26 protein-coding genes, 1 tRNA gene and 1 riboswitch are annotated in these 24,820 nt (G+C 62.6%); of the genes, 17 read left to right on the top strand and 10 right to left on the bottom strand.

Annotation, left to right across the window (positions count from 1 at the left end; genetic code table 11):
• The first annotated feature begins 254 nt into the window (after nucleotides 1-254).
• The 7 genes from OU993_RS24960 (at nucleotide 255) to OU993_RS24930 (ending at nucleotide 8,694) form a co-directional block, all read left to right on the top strand.
• Nucleotides 255-2,570: a bifunctional salicylyl-CoA 5-hydroxylase/oxidoreductase gene (locus OU993_RS24960; RefSeq protein WP_268161621.1), complete on the top strand. Its 2,316-nt coding sequence runs from the start codon at nucleotides 255-257 to the stop codon at nucleotides 2,568-2,570.
• An 11-nt stretch (nucleotides 2,571-2,581) separates the two neighbouring features.
• Nucleotides 2,582-3,370 (top strand): SDR family NAD(P)-dependent oxidoreductase, encoded by a 789-nt coding sequence (locus OU993_RS24955; RefSeq protein ID WP_268161619.1) that lies wholly within the window; start codon nucleotides 2,582-2,584, stop codon nucleotides 3,368-3,370.
• Complete coding sequence (locus OU993_RS24950) at nucleotides 3,367-4,218, top strand: enoyl-CoA hydratase family protein (RefSeq protein ID WP_268161618.1); 852 nt, start codon at nucleotides 3,367-3,369, stop codon at nucleotides 4,216-4,218. The genes OU993_RS24955 and OU993_RS24950 overlap by 4 nt, the downstream gene beginning before the upstream one ends.
• A 2-nt stretch (nucleotides 4,219-4,220) precedes the next feature.
• The gene (locus tag OU993_RS24945; protein ID WP_268161617.1) at nucleotides 4,221-5,393 is read left to right on the top strand and encodes an acyl-CoA dehydrogenase family protein; all 1,173 of its coding nucleotides are present in this window, start codon (nucleotides 4,221-4,223) and stop codon (nucleotides 5,391-5,393) included.
• Nucleotides 5,394-5,422: 29 nt separating this feature from the next.
• The gene (locus OU993_RS24940) at nucleotides 5,423-5,818 is read left to right on the top strand and encodes a RidA family protein (protein WP_268161616.1); all 396 of its coding nucleotides are present in this window, start codon (nucleotides 5,423-5,425) and stop codon (nucleotides 5,816-5,818) included.
• Nucleotides 5,819-5,829: 11 nt separating this feature from the next.
• Complete coding sequence (locus tag OU993_RS24935) at nucleotides 5,830-7,797, top strand: 3-hydroxyacyl-CoA dehydrogenase NAD-binding domain-containing protein (RefSeq protein WP_268161615.1); 1,968 nt, start codon at nucleotides 5,830-5,832, stop codon at nucleotides 7,795-7,797.
• A 96-nt stretch (nucleotides 7,798-7,893) separates the two neighbouring features.
• Nucleotides 7,894-8,694 (top strand): endonuclease/exonuclease/phosphatase family protein, encoded by an 801-nt coding sequence (locus tag OU993_RS24930; RefSeq protein ID WP_268161614.1) that lies wholly within the window; start codon nucleotides 7,894-7,896, stop codon nucleotides 8,692-8,694.
• A 76-nt stretch (nucleotides 8,695-8,770) separates the two neighbouring features.
• On the opposite strand, the gene OU993_RS24925 is transcribed toward OU993_RS24930, so the two are convergent.
• Nucleotides 8,771-8,855 (bottom strand) — tRNA-Leu (locus tag OU993_RS24925).
• 188 nt (nucleotides 8,856-9,043) lie between these two features.
• Here OU993_RS24925 and lipB point away from each other — a divergent pair.
• The 8 genes from lipB to sugE all read left to right on the top strand — a co-directional run bounded on the left by lipB (nucleotide 9,044) and on the right by sugE (nucleotide 15,825).
• A complete protein-coding gene (lipB, locus tag OU993_RS24920) occupies nucleotides 9,044-9,766 on the top strand; it encodes a lipoyl(octanoyl) transferase LipB (protein WP_268161613.1) in 723 nt (240 codons plus the stop codon).
• 87 nt (nucleotides 9,767-9,853) lie between these two features.
• On the top strand, nucleotides 9,854-10,783 hold the full coding sequence (locus tag OU993_RS24915; RefSeq protein WP_268161612.1) for a DMT family transporter: 930 nt from the start codon (nucleotides 9,854-9,856) through the stop codon (nucleotides 10,781-10,783).
• A 111-nt stretch (nucleotides 10,784-10,894) separates the two neighbouring features.
• On the top strand, nucleotides 10,895-12,022 hold the full coding sequence (locus OU993_RS24910; RefSeq protein ID WP_268161611.1) for an S-(hydroxymethyl)glutathione dehydrogenase/class III alcohol dehydrogenase: 1,128 nt from the start codon (nucleotides 10,895-10,897) through the stop codon (nucleotides 12,020-12,022).
• Between the two features lie 93 nt (nucleotides 12,023-12,115).
• On the top strand, nucleotides 12,116-13,351 hold the full coding sequence (locus OU993_RS24905; RefSeq protein WP_268161610.1) for a class I SAM-dependent methyltransferase: 1,236 nt from the start codon (nucleotides 12,116-12,118) through the stop codon (nucleotides 13,349-13,351).
• A 4-nt stretch (nucleotides 13,352-13,355) separates the two neighbouring features.
• Entirely contained in the window at nucleotides 13,356-13,829 is a 474-nt protein-coding gene (locus OU993_RS24900) for a YaiI/YqxD family protein (protein ID WP_268161609.1), read from the top strand.
• Complete coding sequence (locus OU993_RS24895) at nucleotides 13,826-14,512, top strand: DUF1345 domain-containing protein (protein WP_268161608.1); 687 nt, start codon at nucleotides 13,826-13,828, stop codon at nucleotides 14,510-14,512. Before OU993_RS24900 ends, OU993_RS24895 begins: the two co-directional genes overlap by 4 nt.
• Nucleotides 14,513-14,536: 24 nt before the next feature.
• Nucleotides 14,537-15,370, top strand: a complete 834-nt coding sequence (fghA, locus tag OU993_RS24890; RefSeq protein ID WP_268161607.1) for an S-formylglutathione hydrolase — start codon at nucleotides 14,537-14,539, stop codon at nucleotides 15,368-15,370.
• Nucleotides 15,371-15,510: 140 nt separating this feature from the next.
• Entirely contained in the window at nucleotides 15,511-15,825 is a 315-nt protein-coding gene (gene sugE, locus OU993_RS24885; RefSeq protein ID WP_268161606.1) for a quaternary ammonium compound efflux SMR transporter SugE, read from the top strand.
• A 63-nt stretch (nucleotides 15,826-15,888) separates the two neighbouring features.
• Here the strand turns inward: sugE and OU993_RS24880 are convergent, their stop codons facing one another.
• From OU993_RS24880 to crcB, 7 genes are all read right to left on the bottom strand, one after another.
• Nucleotides 15,889-16,284: a DoxX family protein gene (locus tag OU993_RS24880; RefSeq protein WP_268161605.1), complete on the bottom strand. Its 396-nt coding sequence runs from the start codon at nucleotides 16,282-16,284 to the stop codon at nucleotides 15,889-15,891.
• A 149-nt stretch (nucleotides 16,285-16,433) separates the two neighbouring features.
• Nucleotides 16,434-17,744, bottom strand: coding sequence for an alpha/beta hydrolase family protein (locus OU993_RS24875; protein ID WP_268161604.1), 1,311 nt, complete (start codon nucleotides 17,742-17,744; stop codon nucleotides 16,434-16,436).
• Between the two features lie 106 nt (nucleotides 17,745-17,850).
• Complete coding sequence (locus OU993_RS24870) at nucleotides 17,851-18,339, bottom strand: hypothetical protein (protein WP_268161603.1); 489 nt, start codon at nucleotides 18,337-18,339, stop codon at nucleotides 17,851-17,853.
• Nucleotides 18,340-18,390: 51 nt separating this feature from the next.
• Nucleotides 18,391-19,179, bottom strand: coding sequence for an ATP12 family chaperone protein (locus OU993_RS24865; RefSeq protein ID WP_268161602.1), 789 nt, complete (start codon nucleotides 19,177-19,179; stop codon nucleotides 18,391-18,393).
• Nucleotides 19,180-19,193: 14 nt separating this feature from the next.
• Nucleotides 19,194-19,847, bottom strand: a complete 654-nt coding sequence (locus OU993_RS24860) for an HAD-IA family hydrolase (RefSeq protein WP_268161601.1) — start codon at nucleotides 19,845-19,847, stop codon at nucleotides 19,194-19,196.
• Entirely contained in the window at nucleotides 19,844-20,830 is a 987-nt protein-coding gene (locus OU993_RS24855) for an RluA family pseudouridine synthase (RefSeq protein ID WP_268161600.1), read from the bottom strand. The genes OU993_RS24860 and OU993_RS24855 overlap by 4 nt, the downstream gene beginning before the upstream one ends.
• Before the next feature lie 96 nt (nucleotides 20,831-20,926).
• Complete coding sequence (gene crcB / locus OU993_RS24850) at nucleotides 20,927-21,304, bottom strand: fluoride efflux transporter CrcB (RefSeq protein ID WP_268161599.1); 378 nt, start codon at nucleotides 21,302-21,304, stop codon at nucleotides 20,927-20,929.
• Nucleotides 21,305-21,415: 111 nt separating this feature from the next.
• Between crcB and OU993_RS24845 the strand changes: the two genes are divergently transcribed.
• Complete coding sequence (locus OU993_RS24845; RefSeq protein ID WP_268161598.1) at nucleotides 21,416-21,688, top strand: hypothetical protein; 273 nt, start codon at nucleotides 21,416-21,418, stop codon at nucleotides 21,686-21,688.
• A 58-nt stretch (nucleotides 21,689-21,746) separates the two neighbouring features.
• On the opposite strand, the gene OU993_RS24840 is transcribed toward OU993_RS24845, so the two are convergent.
• The gene (locus OU993_RS24840; protein WP_268161597.1) at nucleotides 21,747-22,769 is read right to left on the bottom strand and encodes a DUF1775 domain-containing protein; all 1,023 of its coding nucleotides are present in this window, start codon (nucleotides 22,767-22,769) and stop codon (nucleotides 21,747-21,749) included.
• Nucleotides 22,770-22,844: 75 nt separating this feature from the next.
• Nucleotides 22,845-23,249: a hypothetical protein gene (locus tag OU993_RS24835; protein WP_268161596.1), complete on the bottom strand. Its 405-nt coding sequence runs from the start codon at nucleotides 23,247-23,249 to the stop codon at nucleotides 22,845-22,847.
• 141 nt (nucleotides 23,250-23,390) lie between these two features.
• Nucleotides 23,391-23,478, top strand: a riboswitch (glycine riboswitch).
• 156 nt (nucleotides 23,479-23,634) lie between these two features.
• Here OU993_RS24835 and gcvT point away from each other — a divergent pair.
• Nucleotides 23,635-24,771: a glycine cleavage system aminomethyltransferase GcvT gene (gcvT, locus tag OU993_RS24830; RefSeq protein ID WP_268161595.1), complete on the top strand. Its 1,137-nt coding sequence runs from the start codon at nucleotides 23,635-23,637 to the stop codon at nucleotides 24,769-24,771.
• Nucleotides 24,772-24,820: the final 49 nt, after the last annotated feature.

Here is a 24,820-nt window from a genome sequence, read left to right as displayed (position 1 = left end):
ATTCATTCAGACAGATGCGGGCGCCGCATCTGCCCTCAACCGACGTGCACGGGTTACATGTCGCGGCGCCATAACTACTAATATGAATGCGTTTGTCAACTTATCTGATACGGATTCAGGTGACTGTCCCCTGCCTTCGTGCATGCCGGCCTGAGGCAATTTGGCGCTTGACGCTTCCGCCATGCTGAGACTATTTTAAACTTAAAATAATAATCGGAACAGCATTCGACAGATCCAGGGAAGGACGGGACAACATGCGCATCGTCTGCATCGGAGGAGGCCCCGCCGGTCTTTATTTCGCGCTCCTGATGAAAAAGCTGCACCCGGAGCATCACATCCGGGTCGTCGAGCGAAACCGCCCCTACGACACATTCGGCTGGGGCGTCGTGTTTTCCGACGCAACGATGGTGTCGATGCAGGCGTGGGACGCAGAGAGTGCCGCGGAAATACAGCAGGCCTTCAATCACTGGGACGATATCGAGGTCTTGTTCAAGGGTACAAGGCAGCGCACGAGCGGTCATGGCTTTGTCGGCATTGGCCGCAAGAAACTCCTCAACATCCTGCAGCGCCGCTGCGAGGCGCTTGGGGTCGAACTGGTCTTCGAAACGGATGCGGAAGGCGATCAGGATTTTCCCGATGCCGACCTTGTCATTGCCTCGGATGGGGTGAATTCGCGGATCCGCCAGAAATATGCCGATGTGTTCGAACCGGACATGCTGGTGCGTCCCAACCGTTATATCTGGCTCGGCACCAACAAGCTGTTTGATGCCTTCACCTTCGATTTCCGTAAGACGGAACACGGCTGGTTCCAAGCGCATATCTACAAGTTCGACGAAAACACCTCCACCTTCATCGTTGAGACGACGGAGGAAGCCTACCAGGCCCACAAGCTCGGTGAACTCGACCAGCAGGGTTCGATCGATTTCTGCCAGGACCTGTTCGCGGAAGTGCTGGAAGGTGCGCCGCTGATGACCAATGCGCGGCACCTGCGCGGTTCGTCCTGGCTGAACTTCCAGCGGCTGATCTGCGGAAAGTGGAGCCATTTCAACGGTAACAGCCATGTCGTGCTGATGGGGGATGCCGCTCATACCGCCCATTTCGCTATCGGTTCCGGCACCAAGCTTGCGATCGACGATGCGATCGAGCTTGCCAACCAGTTTAACAAGGCCGGCCACGGCAGCGACAAGATCCCCGCGGTCCTCGATACCTATGAAGAGATTCGCCGCGTCGATGTGGCACGCATCCAGAATGCCGCCCGCAACGCCATGGAATGGTTCGAGGTGGTCGGTACCCGTTATGCCGATACGCTGCCGCCGGAACAGTTCATGTATTCCATGCTGACCCGCTCGCAACGCATCAGCCACGAAAATCTCCGCCTGCGTGACAAGAGCTGGCTGGAAGGTTTCGAGGCCTGGTTCGCCAGCCAGGCCGGTGCCACGGCCGGGCGCAGCGGCAAGGTGCCGCCGCCGATGTTCACGCCGTTTACCGCCCGTGGTGTGACCCTGCCGAACCGGATCGTCGTCTCGCCGATGGCGATGTATTCCGCCACCGACGGCCGGTTTGATGATTTCCATCTGGTACATTTGGGCAGCCGCGCCATGGGCGGCGCAGGTCTGGTTTTTGCCGAAATGACCTGCGTGTCGCCGGACGCGCGCATCACCCCCGGCTGCCTTGGCCTGTGGGACGACGGGCAGATCGCCGGCTGGAAACGGTTTGTCGATTTCGTTCACCAGAACAGCGCCGCCAAGGTCGGCATCCAGCTTGGCCATGCGGGCCGCAAGGGCTCGACGAAACTTGCCTGGGACGGCATCGACCAGCCGCTGGAAGATGGCGGCTGGCCCCTTATCTCGGCCTCTGCCCTGCCCTACCTCAAACACAGCCCGGTACCGAAGGCGATGGACCGCGCCGATATGGACCGCGTGACGGCGGATTTCGAGGCGGCCACCCGCCGCGCAATCGAGACAGGCGCCGACTGGCTGGAATTCCACGCCGCGCACGGTTACCTGCTCTCCTCCTTCCTGTCGCCGCTCACCAACCGGCGCGACGACGAATATGGCGGCAGCCATGAGAATCGGGCGCGTTATCCGCTGGAAGTCTTCAAGGCCGTGCGCGCCATCTGGCCGAAGGACAGGCCGATTTCGGTGCGTCTCTCCTGCCACGACTGGTTCGACGGCGGCAATACGCCGGACGATGCGGCGATCTTCGCAATGATGTTCAAGGAGGCCGGTGCCGACCTGATCGACTGCTCGTCGGGCCAGGTGTGGAAGGAGGAAAAGCCGGTCTATGGCCGCCTGTTCCAGACGCCGTTTTCCGACAAGATCCGCAACGAGGTGGGTATTCCGACGATTGCCGTCGGGGCAATCTCGGAGGCCGACCACGCCAACTCGATCATTGCCGCCGGCCGCGCCGATCTTTGCGCCGTTGCCCGTCCGCATCTTGCCGATCCCGCCTGGACGCTGCATGAGGCGGCAAAGATCGGGCTCACCGACATCGCCTGGCCGAAGCAGTATTATTCCGGCAAGAGCCAATACGAGACAAACCTCGCCCGTGCCCAGCAGCCGGTGAAATAGGATTGCCGATAATGGTCACCAAACGTCTCGACGGTCGCCATGCCCTCGTCACCGGTGCCGGTTCCGGCATTGGGCGTGCGATTGCGACGGCGCTTGCGGAAGCGGGCGCGCACGTTTCACTCGCCGGCCGCCGGCACGAACCGCTGCAGGACCTCGCAGCAATGCTCGGGACGGAAAACGCGCTGGCCGTGCCCGGTTTCGACGTGACCGATCCGCAGGCGATCACGGTGGGGCTCGAGACGGCACATGCGGTCTTCGGGCCGGTCGACATCCTGGTCAACAATGCCGGCGAAGCGCCGACCGCGCCTTTCGACAAAACGACGCTCGAGATGTGGAACCATGTGCTGGCCGTCGACCTGACCGGTGTCTTCAACGTGACGCAGGCGGTGCTGCCGGACTTGAAACAGCGGGGCCCTGGCGCCCGCATCATCAATCTTGCTTCGACCGCCGGCCTGACCGGTTATGCTTATGTCTCCGCCTATTGCGCCGCCAAACACGGCGTGATCGGCCTCACACGGTCGCTGGCGTTGGAACTGGCGAAGACCGGCGTGACCGTTAATGCGGTGTGCCCCGGCTTTACCGATACGCCGCTGGTGCGTGCTGCGATCCAGACGATCATCGACAAGACAGGCCGCAGCGAAGCGGATGCGCTGAAGGAACTGACGAAACACAATCCGCAAGGCCGGCTGGTGAGCCCGGAGGAGGTCGCAGACGCCGTTCTGTGGCTGGCCTCGCCATCCGCGCAATCAATCAACGGTCAGGCGATCGCGGTCGCCGGTGGGGAGGTTTTTTCGGGATGAGCACAGATCAGCCGTCGATGGCATCACACCTGAAGCCCTTCAGGGATTACAAGGCCCGGCACTTTCTCCTCGAGGTCGACGAGACGTCGCGCGTCGCCACCATCCGGCTCAACCGGCCGGAGCGCAAGAACCCGCTGACCTTCGATAGCTACGCGGAACTGCGCGACCTCTTTCGCGATCTCGTCTATGCCTCCGATATCCGCGCGGTGGTACTGACCGGTGCGGGCGGCAATTTCTCCTCCGGCGGCGACGTTTTCGAGATCATCGAACCGCTCACCCAGATGGCGATGCCCGACCTTCTGGCGTTTACGCGCATGACCGGCGATCTGGTGAAGGCCATGCGCAAATGCCCGCAGCCGATCATTGCGGCCATCGACGGCATCTGCGCCGGAGCCGGTGCAATCCTGGCCATGGCCTCCGATCTGCGTCTCGCCACCCCGGAAGCGAAGACGGCATTCCTGTTCACCCGCGTCGGCCTTGCCGGCGCCGACATGGGCGCCTGCGGGATCCTGCCGCGCATCATCGGCCAGGGCCGCGCCGCGGAACTGCTGTTCACCGGTCGTGCCATGAGTGCGACCGAGGGGCATACCTGGGGCTTCTTCAACACCCTGCACGAGGCTGCTTCCCTTGAGGCGGAAGCGCTGAAGCTGGCGCAATCGCTCGCCGACGGCCCCTGGTTTGCCCACACGATGACCAAGACCATGCTGAACCAGGAATGGGCGATGGGGATCGAGGAACTCATCGAATCGGAAGCCCAGGCTCAGGCGATCTGCATGGCGACGAAGGATTTCCGCCGTGCCTTCGAAGCCTTTGCCGAAAAGCGCAAGCCGGTCTTCGAGGGGAACTGACAATGGCCAGCATCACCAGGCTTGCGGGCCCTTCCCGCGATCATCTCGACTGGCCGTTCTTCGATGCAACACACCTGGAACTCGCCGAACAGCTCGATCGGTTTGCAACCTCCGGCGCCCTCTCCGGCATCGACCACGACGACACGGACAGAACCTGCCGATCGCTGGTGAAGGTGCTTGGCGAGGCCGGACTGCTGGATGCCGCAACAGGCGGGGGCGGCAAGGCGCCAATCGACAGCCGTGCCGTCTGCCTGACCCGCGAGACACTTGCCTGGCATGACGGTCTTGCCGATTTCGCCTTTGCCATGCAGGGGCTGGGCACGGGTGCCATCGGCCTTGTGGGCTCCGACGCACTGAAGGCACTCGTCCTGCCCAAGGTGCAGGCCGGTGACTGGATTTCGGCCTTCGCGCTTTCGGAAAAGGACGCCGGCTCAGACGTCGCCGCGATGCAGTGTGGTGCGCGACGTGACGGCAACCACTTCGTGCTCGACGGCGAGAAAACCTGGATCTCGAATGGCGGGATCGCCGATGTCTACACGGTGTTTGCCCGCACGGGCGAAGCGCCCGGCACGCGCGGCATTTCGGCATTTGTCGTTTTTTCAGACGATCCAGGCTTTTCGATCGCCGAGCGCATCGATGTGATCGCGCCGCATCCGCTCGCAACCATCCGCTTCGAGAACTGCCGGGTTCCGGCGGATCGCCTGCTCGGCGAGCCGGGCGAAGGGTTCAAGATCGCGATGCGCACACTCGACATCTTCCGGGCCTCGGTGGCTGCAGCCTCGCTCGGTTTCGCCCGGCGTGCGCTTGATGAAGCCTTGGCGCATGCAAAAGCACGCCCGATGTTCGGCGCGACACTTGGAGACCTGCAGCTGACGCAGGCAGCCCTTGGCGACATGGCGGCGGAGATCGATGCGGCGGCCCTTCTGACCTACCGGGCGGCCTGGCGGCGCGACGTGCAGGGCCTGCCGACCACCAAGGAGGCGGCCATGGCCAAGATGGTCGCCACGGAGAACGCGCAGAAGGTGATCGACCGGGCCGTGCAGATGTTCGGCGGGCGCGGCGTCCAGCGCGGCGAGATCGTCGAGAGCCTCTATCGGGAAATCCGGGCGCTGCGCATCTACGAAGGCGCCACCGAGGTGCAGAAGCTCATCATTGCGCGCGAGCTTATGAAATAAGAACTGACGGTAAACGGGAGACCGAAGAGATGCACACCATCCTGCAGCCGGAAGGCTGGGCCAAACCGATCGGTTATGCCAACGGCATCGCAGCCACCGGGCGGCAGATCTATATCGGCGGACAGATCGGCTGGAACGCTCAATGCCAGTTTGAGACTGACGACCTTGTCGATCAGGTTCGCCAGACCCTGCAGAATGTCATTGATGTTCTGGCGGAGGCCGGCGGACGGCCCGAACACATCACCACGATGACGTGGTATTTCGTCGACAAGGCGGAGTACCTCGCCAATCTGAAGGGGATCGGTGCCGCCTACCGCGAGGTGATCGGCCGGCATTACCCCGCCATGGCCGCCGTTCAGGTCGTCGCGCTGATGGAAGACCGGGCGAAGATCGAAATCCAGGCCATCGCCGTCATTCCGGAATAAGGGAGGTTGCCATGACGAGGATCTCGTTTTCCGACACGGTCAAGGGTGAGGAACGGGACGGCATCCTCGTCGTGACGATCGACAATCCGCCGGTCAATGCCACATCGGCCAGCGTGCGGGCCGGGCTGATGGCAGCGCTGGCCCATAGCCGCGACCATGTGCATCTTGCCGGGATCGTGCTGACCAGCACCGGCACCACCTTTATCGGCGGGGCGGATATCCGCGAATTCGGCCTTCCGCCGGTCGAACCGATCCTGCCCTTCGTCATCGAGATGATCGAGGCCCATGAGAAGCCGGTTGTTGCGGCGCTGAACGGTGCGGCCCTTGGTGGCGGCCTGGAAGTGGCGCTTGCCTGCCACGCGCGCCTCGCTCTCTCCTCCGCTATCGTCGCCCTGCCGGAGGTGAAGCTCGGCCTGGTACCGGGGGCCGGGGGAACGCAGCGACTGCCGCGCCTGATCGGGGCACTCGGCGCACTGGAGATGATTGCTTCCGGGCGGACGGTAAAGGCCGGCGAAGCAAAATACTGCGGCATCATCGATGACATTGTCGATCATGATCTCCCGGCTCAGGCCATCGCGCTGGCGCGCACTCTGGCGGGCCAGACGCTGCGGCGTACCGGAGACCTCGCGCCGCCGGCGCTGAACGTGTCTGCGTTTGAGGAAGCCGCAACCAAGATAACCGCCAGGGCCCGCGGCCAGAAAGCGCCCGCAGAGGCGGTGCGGCTTGTCCGTCTCGCCTGCGAAGCTCCCCTTGCGGAGGGACTTGCAGCGGAACGTCAGACATTCCTGTCCTTGCGCGACGGCATGGAGAGCAAGGCGCTCCGACATGTGTTTTTTGCCGAACGCGAGGCCGGCAAGGTGGCCGATCTTGCCGAGATTGCGCCACGCCCGGTCGAGACGCTCGGCATTGCCGGTCTCGGCCTGATGGGCTGCGGCATTGCGGTAGCGGCTCTTGGCGCCGGTTACGCCGTGATCGGCCTCGACCAGACGGCGGAGGCGGCGACCACGGGGCGTGAACGCATTCTGGGAATCATCGAAAAATCGGTCGCGAGCGGCCGGTTGTCGCGCGAGGCTGCCGACGCACAGGCGTCACGCCTTTCGGTCACGGCCGTGGATGCCGACCTCGCGGATGCCGATCTTGTCGTCGAGGCGGTGTTCGACGACCTTAACGTCAAGATCGATCTTTTCCGCCGGCTGGATGCGGTGCTGCGCCCGGAGGCTATTCTGGCGACCAATACCAGCTATCTGAACCCGGACGAGATCGCTGCGGCGACCGCCATCCCTCAGCGCGTGCTTGGCCTGCATTTCTTCTCGCCCGCCCATATCATGCGCCTGTTAGAGGTGGTGCGCTGCGCAAAGACGGCGCCGGACGTGCTGGCGACCGGACTTGCCTTTGCCAAACGGCTGAAGAAACTGGCCGTCGTTACCGGCGTCACCGAAGGCTTTATCGGCAACCGGATCTTTTCCGCCTACCGGCGCGAGGCCGAATTCCTGATCGAAGACGGCGCCCTGCCGCACGAGATCGACGCAGCGCTGGAGAATTTCGGTTTCCCGATGGGCCTGTTTGCCGTCTATGACATGGCGGGGCTGGAAATTGCCTGGGCGCGGCGCAAGCGCCAGGCGGCAACCCGCGATCCTGCCGATCGCTATGTGCCGATCGCCGACCGACTGTGCGAGCTTGGCCGCTTCGGCCAGAAAGCCGGTCGTGGCTGGTATGCCTATCCGGACGGCAAACGCCAGGTCGATCCGCAGGTGACGGCCCTGATCGAAGCCTGTCGCGCGGAAAAGGGCATCACCCCGCAAACCTTCTCCGGCGAAGAAATCCTGAATCGGCTGCTTTCCGCCATGGCGGCGGAAGGGCGCGCGCTGCTCGCCGAAGGCATTGCCGCGCGCGAAAGCGACATCGATCTGGTGATGATCAACGGCTACGGTTTTCCCGCACATAAGGGCGGGCCAATGTTCTGGGCGGCACCGGCGTAAAGGGCACGGCCCTCACACCGATCCCACAGGGCATTGCATTTCCAACGCCGCGCGGGCAGCCTATCCTCGTTGATGATGAGATGAGGCCTGCAGCCGTTGAAGATTGTTTCGCTGAATGCCTGGGGCGGCAAGCTGCATGACGTGCTGATGCCTTATCTGCGGCAGGCCGATCCGGACGTACTCTGCCTGCAGGAGGTGGTGCATACGCCTCTCGCCACGGATGACTGGCTGACCTACCGTGACGGCGACCATGTTCTGCCCCAGCGTGCACGGTTCTTCCGCGACCTCTGTGACGCGTTGCCTGAACACGCGGCGATCTTCTCACCGAATGCCGAAGGCGTGCTCCATGGAAAGGACACCGACTTTGCTTCGCAGTTCGGCCTGGCAACCTTCATACGCCGGGATATCCCGGTCATCGGGCAGGCAGTCGGCTTTGTTCACGGCGCCTTTTCGGCACATGGTTACGGGGAACATCCACGCCCCCGCAATGCGCATGTCGTGCGCCTTTACGACAGGAAGCAGAATCGCGTCTTGACCATCGGCCACATGCACGGTTTGCGGGATCTTCGCGGAAAGATGGATACGCCACAACGCACGGTGCAGGCCGAGCGGTTTGCCGACCTGCTGCGCTCGGTCGCCGGCCCGGATGATGGGCTGATCGCCTGCGGTGATTTCAATGTCGAACCGGGCAGCATCACCTTCGATATTCTCGGGACGTTGGGACTGGTCGATCTCGTCACCACGCGCGGTTTTAAGAGCACGCGCACGTCGCATTATACCAAACAAGGACGGTTTGCCGATTACATGCTGGTCAATGCCGCCGTCGACCCGCGTGACTTCACGATCGTCACCGATCCGGAAGTCTCCGACCATTGTCCACTGCAGTTGGTGACGTGAAGCCGGCTCGCGCCGCTGGCGCCGGTGTCCAAACCATTGCCAGACAACAAAAAACCCGGCTTTCGCCGGGTTTGTTTGGTGCGGTCGAGAAGACTCGAACTTCCACGGGTTGCCCCACAGCGACCTCAACGCTGCGCGTCTACCAATTCCGCCACGACCGCATCGTGGTAGGCCGTCTTGCGTCGGCGAGGGAGCATCTAGCAAAGCGTTTTCCCCGGCGCAAGTGTGCCGTGACAGTTTTTTGAAAGATAAAACTCCTCAGCGATTTCCTATATAGGGAAAGCCCGGATTTGCAGGTATTGCGCCTGTGGATACCGCGTTCAAAAAAGTTCGACGAAAAGAAGACGCCATGCTGACCCGCACCGATCTCGACCACACCATGTTCGCCAGAGAGGATTCTCCGCCGGTGCGCTGGCGCATTTCCGATTCCCTGGTGCCGTATGAGGAGGCGCTTGCGGTCATGGATGCCGAAGTGGCGGCGATCGCTGAGGGGCGCGCCGACGAACTCGTCTGGCTGCTCGAACATCCGCCGCTCTATACGGCCGGCACCAGCGCCGATTCGGCAGATCTCATCCAGCCGGACCGCTTCCCGGTGTTTTCCACAGGGCGCGGTGGCGAATACACCTATCACGGCCCCGGCCAGCGGGTCGCCTATGTCATGCTCGACCTCAAACGCCGGCGCCAGGACGTGCGCGCTTATGTGGCTGCGCTGGAAGAGGTCATCATCCGCTGTCTCGGTTCGATGAACGTGCGCGGCGAACGGCGGGAGGACCGCGTCGGTGTGTGGGTGCGCCGGCCGGAAAAACCGGTGCTGCCGGACGGAACGGTAGCCGAGGACAAGATTGCCGCGCTCGGCATCCGCCTGCGCCGCTGGGTAAGCTTCCACGGCCTGTCGCTCAACGTCGATCCGGACCTGTCGCACTTCTCCGGCATCGTGCCCTGCGGCATCTCCGCCTATGGCGTCACGAGCCTTGAGGATCTCGGCATGCTGGTAATGATGCAGGACGTCGACATGCGCCTGCGCGAGGCCTTCGAGGAGGTGTTCGGCCCGACGGTTCTGGAGCGAAGCTGACGGCACCAGCAGCGTAGTTACGGACCGGGCCTGCTTGTCAGGGAAGCGCCGCCTGTGGTTCAAGGGATAACCACAGGAACGTGATTCATGCCCCCGCACCCGCCTGCCCCCGAATCCTCCGTCAAAGGCATGGCGCTGATGGCGTCCTGCATGATCGTGCTGCCGATGATGGACGCGATCGCCAAATACATGGCGACCTTCGAGACCATGTCGCCGGGTCAGGTGACCTTCTACCGATTCCTGGTGCAGCTCATCGTGCTCGCGCCGCTCTTCTTCTGGACGGTCGGCGGTTTTGGTCAGGTCAAACGGCCCTGGATGAACATGCTGCGCGGCGCGCTGCATGCCGGCGCCAGCCTGATGTTTTTCACCGCCGTCAAATACATGCCGCTGGCGGACGTCTTTGCCATCTATTTCGTCGAACCCTTCATGCTGACGATCATGTCCGCCCTCTTCCTCGGCGAAAAGGTCGGCTGGCGGCGCTGGCTCGCCATTCTCGTCGGCTTTGGCGGCGCGATGATCGTCATCCAGCCGAGTTTCGAGATCTTTGGCTGGACGTCGTTGCTGCCGGTCGCCTGCGCGGCACTCTTCACGCTTTACCTCTTCCTCAACCGGGCGCTCGGTGACGCCGATTCGCCGCTGACGATGCAGATGATGTCCGGCGTCGGTGGAACCGCCTTCATGGGGGGCGTGCTGCTGGCCGGCGACGGACTGGGGATCGCCGACTTCGACATGTCGCTGCCCGCCTCCAGCCTCGGTATCGTCCTGCTCCTCATTCTCGGTTCTCTCTCCGGCTACGTGCATCTGCTTGTGGTGCGCGCCTTCCGCATGGCCTCGGTCTCGCTGCTCGCCCCCTTCCAGTATTTCGAGATCATCTCGGCCACCGTGCTCGGTTACCTGTTGTTTTCCGATTTCCCGACACCGTCGAAATGGCTCGGAATCGCGATCATCGTCGCCTCCGGCCTGTTCATCATCTGGCGGGAACAGCAGCGCAACCGGATGCAGGAAACCGTCGCCTGACGACCTGGCCGATCGCAAACGGGAGACGGTTCATGTCGCCTTTGTCACTTGAGGCAGGCGGCTGCCCATGCCACAACCATCTCCGGAATCAGAATTTCAGGGAGATGAGATATGGACGTTCGCGCCGCAGTCGCCGTTCAGGCCGGCAAGCCGCTGGAAGTGATGACCGTGCAGCTGGAAGGCCCGCGCGCCGGCGAAGTGCTGGTCGAGGTCAAGGCCACGGGCATCTGCCACACGGATGATTTCACGCTGTCCGGCGCCGATCCGGAAGGCCTGTTCCCGGCGATCCTCGGCCACGAGGGTGCGGGCATCGTCGTCGATGTCGGGCCGGGCGTCACCTCGGTGAAGAAGGGCGACCATGTCATTCCGCTCTACACGCCGGAATGTCGCGAATGCCCCTCGTGCCTCTCCCGCAAGACCAATCTCTGCACCGCTATCCGCTCCACGCAGGGCCAGGGCCTGATGCCAGACGGCACGAGCCGCTTTTCGATCGGCAAGGACAAGATCCATCACTACATGGGCTGCTCCACCTTCGCCAACTACACGGTTCTGCCGGAGATCGCGGTCGCCAAAGTCAACCCCGACGCCCCCTTCGACAAGATCTGCTATATCGGCTGCGGCGTGACGACGGGCATCGGTGCCGTGATCAACACGGCCAAGGTTGAGATGGGCTCGACCGCCATCGTCTTCGGTCTCGGCGGCATCGGTCTCAACGTCATTCAGGGCCTCAGGCTTGCTGGTGCCGACATGATCATCGGCGTCGATCTCAACAACGACAAGAAGGCCTGGGGCGAACGCTTCGGCATGACGCATTTCGTCAACCCGAAAGAGGTCGGCGATGACATCGTGCCCTATCTCGTCAACATGACGAAACGCGGAGCCGACCAGATCGGCGGCGCGGACTACACCTTCGACTGCACGGGCAATACCAAGGTCATGCGCCAGGCGCTGGAATCCTCGCATCGCGGCTGGGGCAAGTCGGTGGTCATCGGCGTTGCCGGCGCCGGCCAGGAAATCTCCACCCGTCCCTTCCAGCTCGTCACGGGCCGGACCTGGATGGGCACGGCCTTCGGTGGTGCGCGCGGGCGCACGGATGTGCCGAAGATCGTCGACTGGTACATGGAAGGCAAGATCGAGATCGATCCGATGATCACCCACACGATGCCGCTCGAAGACATCAACAAGGGTTTCGAGCTGATGCATGGTGGGGAAAGCATCCGCTCGGTTGTGATCTACTGACGGGCGTCGTATTGCCTTCTGTCAGGATGGGCAGCGCGAACGTGCTGCCCATACATTCGCGACGAACGTAAGCGGCGCGGCACAGGAGCAGGCATGTCGGAACGGGTATTATCGGGATTGGTGAAGGCAGATGGCCAGGTCGCACGCGGCAACGGCTTCCATGTGTCGCGCAAGTCCGCAGGTCAGTACCTGATTATCTTCCAGCCGCCACTCGTCACCGTGATGCGGGGGGATGTGCAGCTGATGGGCGACAAGGGCGGCACTTCCTGCGGAGCCAGCCTGCGTTCCTTCGACGGGCTCCACGCCATGGTGGAGGTGCGGTCTGCCGATGGTTCGGCAATCGACGCCGATTTTTCCTTCGTTTTTTCCGGTGAAGGTCATCCGGAGGCCGCCGGCGTGCCCGGCGTGGCGAGCGATCCGACCGGCGTTCTGCCGGATCCGGCGATCGGCAGTCCATCCCAGCCCGTCCTCAACTTTCGTCAGCCGGAACGCACGCCGCCCCAGGGCCAGGCGCCGCGGGAGCCGATGAACCGGGCACAGGTTGATCCGGTGATCGCCGCGCAGCAGGAACAGATCCACCGCCTGCAGAAGATGATGCAGCAGGTGCTGCAGCCGCTGCAGGCGGAAAACAAGATGCTGCGCTCTCGGCTCGACCTGCTGAAGCAGGCCCAGGGACAGGCAGCGCCGCCGGCAAGCGACCTGCTGCCCGTCACCTACGGGCTGCCGGCGGCGATGGCGCTTGCGAAGCTTCTCTCGGCCTATGAATTCGAAACGGTGCTGGATTTCGGCCCCGGCACCGAGGAGCGCAGCCTTGCGCTCTTCCGCGTCGGGCGCATGGTGACGACGCTGGTGGCACCTGACAAGGAGATCGAGAGGCTGCCGGAGGACATCACCGTCCGCCGGGGCGATCTTCACACCGCCCTTTTGCCGACCACGTTCGATTGCATCATCGCCGCCCACATGCTGCACCGCCAGCGCGATCCGCAGCGTTTCCTGCGGCGGCTGCACGACCTGCTGCCGGAATGCGCGATCCTGGTGCTGACGGTTCCGGCGCTGCGTTACCCCATGCTACACGGCGAATTGTCGATCTGGAGCCCGGGCCTGGTGCTGTATCACCTGGTTCTTGCCGGCTTCAACTGTTCCAGCGTCAAGGTCCTGACGCAGGGTGAGGAGATCTCGGTGATCATCGAAAAGGACACGATCGATCCCTGGGTGGAGGGCACGCCGCTGCCGCCTCTCGTCAGTCTTCGTCGTTATCTGCCCGCCCGTGTCGATTTCGTGCTGGAGCCGGCCTGCTTCAACGGCGACATTCCGAATCTCGACTGGTGACCCGATGATCTATGTCGATGCCGATGCCTGCCCGGTGAAACCCGAGATCCTGAAGGTCGCGGAACGGCATGGGCTGGAGGTGACCTTCGTTGCCAATTCCGGCCTGCGCCCCTCGCGCGATCCGATGGTGAAAAACGTCATCGTCTCCGGCGCCTTCGATGCCGCCGATGACTGGATCGCCGAACGCGCTGCGACCGGCGATATCGTCGTCACCGCCGATGTGCCGCTTGCCTCGCGCTGTGTTGCCGCCGGTGCACAGGTGACGGGGCCGACGGGCCGCGTGTTCGACGAGGCCAATATCGGCATGGCAAGCGCCATGCGCGACCTTGGCGCGCACCTGCGCGAAACCGGCGAAAGCAAGGGTTACAACGCCGCCTTTTCGCCCCGCGACCGCTCCAGTTTCCTGTCGACCCTCGACCGCCTCTGCCGACGCGCAAAGGTGATCGCGGCAGAACCGCCGGAAGGCCCGGCATCATGAGCGAGGCGGAAAAACGGACGTCTCCGGAAGTGCTGACTGGCTGGCGCCATCGCCGCCACAGTCCCTTTTATGCGGCAGGCGTGGCCGGGTGTGCCGCGCTTCCGCTGCTCCTGGCTTTGACGCCGCGCCTTGCCATCGAGATTGCCGCCATCCTGTTTTTTCTCGTCTATCTGGCGATGATGGCAAGGCGTGTCCCGCATCTGACCGTCAACCGCCTGAAGACCAGTCGTGAGCGCGACGATGCGCCGGCCTATACGATCATGATCGTCACCCTCTTGGCGGTGGTCGCTGCCATCGGCGCGCTCTTTAACGCACTCAACCGGGCGCATGATCCGAGCCTCTTCGAAGTCGCCCTCGCCTTCCTCTCGGTGATCGGCGGCTGGCTGACGATCCACACGATGTTTGCCATGCACTACGCCCATCATTACTGGCGGCGCGTGCCGGATGCGCAAGGCGCCTTGCATCTGCAGGGAGGGCTTGCCTTTCCCGAGACGGCGGAACCGACCGGCACCGATTTCCTCTATTTTTCCTTCATCATCGGCATGACGGCGCAGACCTCCGACGTGACGATCACCACCACGGCCCTGCGGCGCATCAACCTGCTGCACAGCCTTCTGTCCTTTTTCTTCAACACCGTCCTCGTTGCCGCCGCCGTCAATGCGGTCGTTTCGCTGGCCGGCTGACCGTCCAACAGGAGACCATCTGCCATGAAAATCCTTTCCCAGAACACGGCGTTTGGCGGCATGCAGGGTGTCTTCCAGCACGAGTCTCAGGCCTGCAACTGCGAGATGACCTTCGCCGTCTTTGTGCCGCCCCAGGCGATCCATGAAAAGCGGCCGGTGCTCTGGTATCTGTCCGGCCTCACCTGCACCCATGCCAATGTCATGGAAAAAGGCGAATACCGGCGTCTCGCCGCCGAACTCGGCCTCATCATCGTCTGCCCGGATGTCAGCCCCCGCGGCGACGACGTGGCGGATGAAAAGACGAACTGGCAGATGGGCAAGGGGGCCGGCTTTTACCTCGATGCGACGGAAGCGCCCTGGGCCGAGCACTATCAGATGTACACCTATGTGACTGAAGAACTGCCGGCCCTGATCGCCGAGCAATTCCGCGCGGACATGGACCGGCAGGGCATTTTTGGCCACTCCATGGGCGGCCACGGTGCCATGACGATTGCGCTCAAACATCCGGAGCGGTTCCGCAGTTGCTCGGCCTTTGCGCCTATCGTCGAACCTTCGACCGCCGACTGGTCGGCACCGGCCTTCGAAAAATATCTCGGACCCGATCAGGCCGCCTGGCGTGCCTATGACGCCTGCGCGCTGGTGCGGGATGGCGCCCGTTTCCCCGAATTCCTGATCGACCAGGGAACTGCAGATGGTTTCCTGGAAAAGGGTCTCCGGCCCTGGCTGTTCGAGGAGGCCGTCAGGGATACCGGCATCAAGCTCACGCTTCGCATGCAGGAGCGTTACGACCACTCCTATTATTTCATCTCCACCTTCATGGACGATCATCTGCGCTGGCATGCCGAACGGCTTGCGTAAGCAAAAAGCCACACGGACAGCCCTTGAACGGTTCGCGCAAGGCACCAGATAGGTCTTGCGCGGACGACCGCTGTGGCCAGCCGAACTGGCGACATATTTCCGGGTGGGGACGACCTCGCTCTCCTGACACGGAGCGAACCATGCCCTGGTTCTACCTGATCATTGCCGGTCTGCTGGAAACCGGCTGGGCGATCGGCCTCAAATACACCGAAGGTTTTTCCCGCCTCGTCCCTTCGCTGCTGACGCTTGCCTGCATGGCGGTCAGCATCGGCCTGCTCGGCCTTGCCATCCGGGATCTGCCGGTCGGCACGGCCTATGCGATCTGGACCGGGATCGGCACCACAGGCGCCGTCATCCTTGGAATGGTCCTTTTTGGCGACCCGGCCACCCTGCCCCGCCTTTTCTGCATCGCCCTCATTCTTGCCGGCATCATCGGCCTGAAGCTGGCCGGCTGATCGACATGAAAACGCCTCCGCCGGCGAGGCCTGCGGAGGCGTTTTCTCAGTTCGCGGATGCGATCACGCCTTGCGGTTATCCACGGACCATGCCCCGGCCCCGGAGAAGACGAAGAACAGGAAGATGAAGCAGTAGAGCACTGCCGCATCACCGCCGTTCAGCGACGGGAAGAAGCTTTTCGGAAAATGGAACATGAAATAGGCAACTGCCATCTGCCCCGACAGGATGAAGGCAACCGGCCGGGTGAAGAGGCCGATGGCCACCAGTGCGCCGCCGATGAGTTCGATCAAGGCTCCCACGAGGAACAACATCGGGATGGGATCCGGCAGGCCCGGCTGTGGTCCGGGGAAAGCGAACAGTTTCATGGTGCCATGCGCCAGAAACAGAAGCGCCGCCATGATACGCAGCACGGCGAGCGCCTGCGGTTGAAATGCGTTGAGACGTTCGGAAATCGACATAAACCCTCTCCGTTCACAAATTGAACGGCGAAAGGGTTATCGCTGCACCGCAGCAAAGAACAATCAACAGCGTTCGCGCCTCATCACGTTCCGTTGATCTGGATGCGCATATTGCCGCAGATGCGCATCCAGGACGCTTGCCGGGGATCTTATTGTGGCAAACGATGCTCGAGCCTCAGACCTTCGGCGGTGCGGTTCCGGAAGCCTGCCCAATAACTATGCTCCGGCTTGACGGTACCGTCCTTCTCGATCGCATGGACACCATCCTTCGAGCGCTCGACCAGATCGAGATAACGGTCCTTCGTCGCGTCACCCTTCAGCATCCTGTCGAACCAGGCGGTGGCGAAATGCTGAGCGATGTTGTTCATCCTGACCGAATCCCAGACCGGGTCGGCGTAATGTTCGAAGGGTGCGAATCCGAGATCCTTGTTGAAGGCCCAGGATTCGACCGGGGCCGGCATGGGGGCCGCCGCATTGTGTTTGGCGTTGTCGAAGGTCAGAAGATAACGGTCAACCTTCTTTGCCCCCTCGAACAGCGGCCGGATGCCCTTGTCGTAATCGGATACATCGTCCGAGCTGCCTGCCATGAAGAAGATCGGCACCTTCAGTTCCGCAAGGCCCTTCTCGTCCCACATGCCACGCTGCATGCCCCAGGGCGCGATGGCGATGACGGCCTTCAGGCGCGGATCAAAGAGACCCGCATGGCTTTCCGTGCCGGCCTGGTGCTTTGCAAGAAGGCCGTCTGGCGCACTCCAGTCGGCCTTCACGGCCGCGTCGGACACACCGGCGCCAGCACTGATGACAGCCCCGTAAGCCCCCATGGAATAACCGACAAGTCCGACGCGCTCGGCATCCACCAGACCGGCAAGGAAGCTGTCCGGCGTGCTCGACAGTCGGGCAATCTCGCCAAGGATAAAATGCTGGTCGAGCGGCCGGTTGACGAGCGTACTGCCGAAGGCGGCTCGATCATTATAGGTGCTGTCGGTATGGTCGATCGAAGCGACGACATACCCCTTGCTCGCCAGGTTTTCCGCCAGCGGCGACAGGAGATAACGATTGCCCGGATAACCGTGGGAGACGATGACGAGCGGATAACGCTCCCCCGACTGAGCCTTTGCCGGTTCAGCATCGCGCACGGCACGGCCGGCGACCGAAACCTCCGTTTTTCCGTCCCGCATGAAGACACGGTAGACGCCTCCGGCTTGACCGACGCGCGCCGGATACCAGACCTCGACCGTCAGCGGCCGGTCATAACGGGGGCCGTCCTGTCCGGGTTTTACCTTGAGAACATCAAGCTGATCCGGATTCGACAGGCTGATCGTCCGGACCCCAATGTCATGCGGCCCATAGGCCGCCAATTCCGGCGCGTCCGGACGAATACGGTCAACGCGGTTTTCTTCGGCGGGCGTCGTCGTCGGCAAAAGCAGTGTCATGACTAGGGCAAACCTGGCAGGTTTCATGGATGGTGTCTCCTCTCCGAGTGCCGGAGAAGATAGACCAGATGTCGCCCGCGAAAAGGGAAAAGCATCATCCTCCACACCCGCAGAGACCGCGCCTGCGGAACCGTCAGGGAAAAAGCGCCGTTGCCAAGGTGGAGGGGCCGGCATTCTGCAGACGGAATTCGCGGGCCACCCGTTCCGCAATCCGTTCGGCCAGGCGCGCATCGGCATGTTCGGCATCGAGTGCAAATGTTGAGACCGTGAAGCCGCCGACGGCAATCTTTTCACCGTTGCCGACAGCCGTTGCCTCGATCGTCACCTTGGCGCGGAAACGTGCACCAACCACCAATGGCAGGTAACCCGCTTCGCTGATGCGCACGGTCAGGATCGTGCGGGGCAGAGCCTTCTGGCGCACGGTCGCCCGGATGGCACTGTCGACGAGCCTGTCCGTTCGAGCGATCAATCCAGGAGACACATCCGCACGCGCCGTGACGAAAGCGCCGCGGACATCGTAGAGCAAGGGTTCTGACGGCTGGTCACCGGCGGTCATGCGGAAGCTGCTGAGCAGCAGCCAGCTGGTGAAGAGGAAGGCAACGCGGACAGACAGCGAGGACATGGATCACCGGAACACTTTTTCCGATGATCTGAAAACAGGGTTAGAACTTGGTTAAGCGGCAGGGCGCAATGCAGAAAAAACGGCAACCGCTGCCTGCAATTCGAGCAACCGCTTCTGTCGGCGGGCTTCCGCCTCCAGATCCGTGCCCCAATGTTCGTTGGTCCAGTCCTCGTCGAGGTGGGCAAGGCTCCAAGCCTCGTCCGCATCAACGAACCCCTCCGCATAGGCAATCGTCAACAGGGCGGAGCCCGTCAGCGTGGTGACCGTGTGGAGGGCCGCGAGTTCGAGCGGCGTCTCATAACGGCGAAGGGCACGCCCGAGCGCTTCGATTGCCTCAGGAGGCTGATCCTGCGGCATGATCCCTTCGATCAGGATGAAGCGCGCACCGAGCCTGTTCGCTGCCCAATCCAGGATAGGGTCCCATCGCTGCCCCTGGCGATCGACGAGTTCCACGGGGGAATCCGCGCGGTAACACAGCATGTCGCTGCCGGAAAACTTCAGGATGTCCTCGAAGACGGCGGCCTGATCGTCGGCCACGCCGTCGATGGCGGTATTGACGAGCCGGGTCACCGGCATGGTCGAGGGATCGATCACCTCGCCCTGCGCCTGCCATTCGCCGCAGATGATCTCGGCAAGCGCCTTCGTCGGCACCAACAGCGCACGCTTGGCCGGCGTCTTGACCGGCCGTCCGTCGAGATGGATGGCGTGTCCGTTCTCGGACGAGGCAACGCTCGCTTCAGTGTAGAACCGCTTCGGCAGCGGTTTCTTCATCTGGATCTGCGCGCGGCGCGTGGGATCAGGATGGCTCAACCCTTCGGGCAGGTCAAAAAGCTCTCGCATGACGTCAGTGATCCTCAGAGGATATGGTTCAACAAGTCGCGGGGATGATCGACGATCACGTCGGCACCGGCATCACGCAATTGCGCAACGGATGCATAGCCCCAGGAGACGCCGATCGCGGTCGCTCCGGCGGCCTTTGCCATCTGCATATCGTAAATAGCATCGCCGATGACCAGGGTATCGCGAGGACGAACACCCATCTCGTCGCAGCACTCCGTCACCATGGCCGGATGCGGTTTCGACGGGCAATCATCCGCCGTGCGCCCGACGACGAACCATGTGCGAAAGTCATGGGTGTCGAGCACCAGATCCAGCCCGCGACGGGACTTTCCGGTGACGGCACCGAGCAACAGGTCGTCACGAGGCCCGAGTGTCTCGATCACATCGCGGATGCCGTCAAACAGCGGTTCGCGGAAATTCATGTCCGTCCGCACGGTCGCAAACAGCGATTTGTAATAGGCCATCATCTGCACGGCCTCGTCATCGGCATGCGGCTTTCCCTGCATGCGGGCAATCGCGATATCGAGCGTGAGCCCGATGATCGACTTCGTTTCCTCAACGAGCGGTTCCCGTTTGCCGAAATGCGCGAAGGTGCGGCGCATGGTTTCGTGGATCAGCGCGGCACTGTCCACCAGCGTGCCGTCGCAATCGAACAGCACCAGTTTCATTCGTCATCCCCTTCGCCGAGACTCTGGTCGAAACCGAGCAGGTTCCAGCTTTGCACCATATGCGGCGGAAGCGGCGCCGTGACCTTCAGGCGGCCACCGGACGGGTGTGGAATGTCGATGTGGCGCGCATGCAGATGCAGGCGTTTCTGGATGCCGCCGGGAAAATCCCAGTTCGGATCGTCGATGAAATATTTCGGGTCGCCGATGATCGGATGGCCGAGATGCAGCGCGTGGACACGCAACTGATGGGTGCGCCCGGTATAGGGCTCCATCTCCAGCCAGGCGAGGCTTTGCGCCGCCGTTTCCAGAACGCGGTAATAGGAGACGGCGTGATCGGCGCCCTCCTCGCCATGCTTGGCAATGCGCATGCGGTCTCCGTCCGGCGTCTGTTCCTTGACGAGCCAGGTCGACAGCTTGTCCTCGTGCTTGCGCGGCACGCCCTTGACCAGGGACCAGTAGGTCTTCTTGGTGTCGCGTTCGCGAAACGCCGCCGTCAGCTTCTGCGCCGCACCGCGTGTGCGGGCCACAACGAGAACGCCGGAGGTGTCGCGGTCGATCCGGTGCACGAGCCGCGGCTTCTCGCCTTTCGGGCTGATGAAGGCCTCGAGCATCTGGTCGATATGACGCGTGACACCCGAGCCACCCTGCACGGCAAGGCCGGCCGGCTTGTTCAGCACGATCACCTTGTCGTCCTCATGCAGGATCATGCGGGACAAAAGTTCGAAATCGCCGGAGTGTTTGAGGTCCTTGCCGGCGATCGGGCCCTTCTTGGCATCGACGTCGAGCGGCGGCACACGGACGATCTGGCCGGGCTGCACACGGGCGTCCGATTTGACGCGACCGCCATCGACGCGCACCTGGCCGGAGCGCAGCAGTTTCTGCAAGGGCCCGAATCCGAGGCCCGGATAATGCACCTTGAACCACCGGTCGAGGCGCATGCCAGCTTCGTCCGCCTCGACGCGGATATGCTCGATGCCTGCCATCTGTTCTCTTTCATGTTCGGAATGGCCATGTGGCCTTTGCTCCAGCCTTTAGATGATTTCGAGGCCGAAGGGAAAGCAGAAATCCGACCGATTTCCTTAGAGCAGCGTGCGGCCGACGCTCAGACCGGCGAAAGCCGCGAGTAAGGACAGGACCACGCTGCCGACCACATAGATCAGCGCCGCAGTCGTCGCCCCGCGTTCGAACAGAACCATGGTATCCAGTGAAAAGGAGGAGAAGGTGGTGAAACCGCCGAGGAAACCGACGACGATCAGAAGCCGCATTTCCATCGAGGCATTCAGCCTGCGCGCCACGAGTTCGGTCAGGAAACCGATGGCAAACGAACCGACGATGTTGACGGTCAGCGTGCCCCAGGGAAAGGCCATGCCCAGCAGGCGGGTCATCAGGAGGCCGGTGAGGTAACGGCAGACGGAGCCGAGGGCGCCACCGACGGCGACAATGAGGATATTTACCATCTTTGATTCCAGCCTTGGGAAAATCAGCATTCGTTCAAATCTGAACAAGTCGTTTAAGGGGCGACCAAGAGGCCGACCCTATCCTTCTAGTCGAAGGAGATGGTGCGTGTCATGACTCAAGTGGTTTCCGTTTCGGCCAACACGGCCGCCTATGCGATGGAGGCGGCGAAACCCGCTCGCCGTCTGTCAACGGCCGATCAGGTCAAGGACACCCGTATCAGTTCCGAACGCAACGAAGTGCGCAAGGCTGGAGCCGATACCGACGACATAGCAGGGCTTATTCCCGCCGTGCCCCTGGCACTTGACGTGACCAGCAGCCGCCAGCGCCCGCCGCAGCATCAGATGAGCCAGCAGCAGGCGGAAGACGCCTATCGCGAGATCTGAGATCGATCGGTAGCGCCCTGCCGGCAACGGAGCCGCTGCCGGCCAGGAGTTGTGTCGATCAATTGTGCTGATGACCCGCTGGACCTGCCGCTGCGACCGGCATCTCCACTTCAACCGTGCCTGCCTTTTCGAACACGAAGGTCACCGGCACGGTGTCGCCCTTGGCGAAGGGCGTTTTCACCTTCATGAACATCAGGTGCAGGCCACCGGGCTTGAGTTCCACCGCCGCGCCGGCGGGGATCTCGATCCCGTTTGCGAGCGGTCGCATGACCATGACATCACCGTTCATCGACATCTCGTGCAGTTCCACCGTGCCAGAGCGTGGCGTGGAGGCAGAGACGAGGCGGTCTGCCTCTGCACCGCCATTGGCGATCGTCACGTAACCGCCACCGACCGGCTGCCCCGGCAGCATGGCCTTCAGATATCCCGCCGAAAGCGACAACGCGCCGAGCTTGACAGGTTTCATGGCCGGCGCTGCCGCATCGGTCGCGGCAGCCTGCCCCATCGCGTCATGGTTCATCGCCCCATGCCCCATGGCGGAATGATCCATTTCGTCGGCCGGTTTTTCTCCGGCAATTTTCAGAAGCGGTGCCGGATCCTTCAGGCTGTGCGGATCGATGCCGGGGGCGGCCACCTCGTCCCACCGTTCGGTCGCGTCGCCGCAGACCTGGATGGTCTTGAAAGCGAGACTTGCGCCATCGGCCACACCGGCAATCTTTCCCTGGATCGCGAAGACATCATAATTGTCGTCCGGCAGATTGCCGTTCTTCCAGCGGATTTCGACGGGGCCAGAGCTGACCTTTGTGCCGTGGTTGTCATAAGGCTTGGCATAGTCGCCCTTGATGATCTCCAGCTCCCAACCGGCCTTCGGCTGCGGTTTTGCGCCGTAAAAACCCTCCGGCAACGTGACCCGGACCTCGTTCGTCGGTTTGCCGGCGCAGCCATGCGGCACCTGCAGCTGAACGACCGTATAAGATTCCGGTTTTGCCGTGCCATTGACCAGGGTGACATGAGCAAAGGCGCTGCCGGACATGGCGGCAAACAAAAGGCTGCTCATCACAAGAATGCGTGTCGTGTTCATCGGTTTTTCCTCTCGCGGCGAGGCACGCCTGGCCTTCAGCCGCATGATCGTTTCATAGGGGATTATTCGACGATCTCAGACGAGGACGGGTGGTGCCCGCGAGCGTGGCGACGGGATCGACAACGTGCCGGCGACGGCTGCTTCCTGGCGAAGAGGATTGGAAAGAAAGGCCAGATGGATGGACAGCCAGGACACATCATCCGGCGCCGGCAGCAGAGCGGAGGTGCAGAGCAGACACACCTCGCAGCGCACCGGCTTGAGGTGTGATCCATGATCCTCCATGCCGACGCACAGCGTCGGCATCGTGCCATCGGGCAGCAGGAAGGCGTCGTCTGTCCAGGGCGCAGCGCTTGCGGCTACCGGCGGGGCATGGTGAGCAAGGCCGAGCGACAGGAAGACGACGGCGCAGATGATGCGCAGGACCCTCTCCCGACCGGCTTGCCTCAGATGCATCTTGAACTCCCCTGTCGATGTTTTCATAGCCGAGTCCGGGTGGCTCTGCAAAAGCCGGATTGTCGCGCCTTGGCGGTGTCCGCGTCATGCCCTGCGAGGGCGCGACAAAATTCATGTCGGTTGCGACATTTGCCCCTTGCCAAGCAGGGGGTCTCCCCCATAATGAGCGCGACCCCGCTGGGAGAAACCGCTTCGATGCGGCGCCGAAGGAGCAACCGCCCCGGAAACTCTCAGGCAAAAGGACCAGCGGGACCTGCAGGACTCTGGAGAGAAGCCCGCCTAGTCGCGAAGGGCTCGCCGAAGGGATAACAATCTCAGGCGCACAGGACAGAGGGGGCTCATGAAACGGCGTGGACAAGCGCCATCAACTGAGCTCGTGCGGCCGGAATCCGCACATGACCTGGAGGCTTTATTGACCGACCACGCTCCCCTTTTGACCACGCCCCTGCATGCGCTACACCTGTCGCTTGGCGCCCGCATGGTGCCGTTTGCCGGTTACGACATGCCGGTGCAATATGCCGCCGGCGTGCTGAAGGAACATCTGCATACGCGCGCCAAGGCCGGCCTGTTCGACGTCTCCCATATGGGCCAGGTTCTGGTGAAGGCAAATTCCGGCTCGGTGGCCGATGCCGCCCTTGCTCTCGAGCGCCTCGTGCCGGTCGATATTCTCGGCCTGAAGCAAGGCCGCCAGCGTTACGGCTTCTTCACCGACGAAAACGGCGGCATCCTCGACGACCTGATGATCACCAATCGTGGCGACCACCTGCTTGTCGTCGTCAACGCGGCCTGCAAGGGTGCAGACCTTGCCCACATGCAGGCGCACCTTGCCGGCTGTTCCGTCACGCTTCTCGATGATCGGGCGCTGATTGCGCTGCAGGGTCCGGCGGCGGAAACCGTGCTCGCTTCGCTTGCTCCCGAAGTCGCGACGATGAAGTTCATGGATGTGCGTGACGTCACGCTCGTCGGCGCCGCCTGCATCGTCTCCCGTTCCGGTTATTCCGGCGAGGACGGCTTTGAAATCTCCGTTCCGGCGACCAAGGCCGAGGAACTGGCGCGCGCGCTTCTGGCCCATGAGGATTGCGAACCGATCGGGCTCGGCGCCCGCGATTCGCTGCGGCTCGAAGCCGGTCTTTGCCTCTATGGCAACGATATCGACACGACGACCTCGCCGATCGAAGCCTCGCTCGAATGGGCGATCCAGAAGGCCCGCAAGGCCGGCGGCGAGCGCGAAGGCGGTTTTCCGGGCGCGGACCGCATCCTGGGGGAACTCGCAAACGGCACCGAACGCCGCCGCGTCGGCCTGAAGCCGGACGGCAAGGCTCCGGTGCGTTCGCATGCCAAGCTTTTTGCCGATGCGGAGGGCAAGAACGAGATCGGCGAAGTGACGTCCGGCACCTTCGGTCCGTCGGTCGAGGGTCCGGTCGCCATGGGTTATGTACCGACCGCCTTTGCCAGCGCCGGAACACAGGTGTTTGCGGAAGTGCGCGGCAAGTATCTTCCGGTCACGGTCGCCGCCCTGCCCTTCATCACGCCGACCTATAAGCGGTAAACATATGTTTTTAGCTGCCCCTCATCCGGCTGCCGCCACCTTCTCCCCG

Source organism: Rhizobium sp. SL86, from assembly GCF_026672545.1.
GTDB lineage: Bacteria > Pseudomonadota > Alphaproteobacteria > Rhizobiales > Rhizobiaceae > Neorhizobium.
This window is presented reverse-complemented; position numbering and strand designations above follow the sequence as displayed.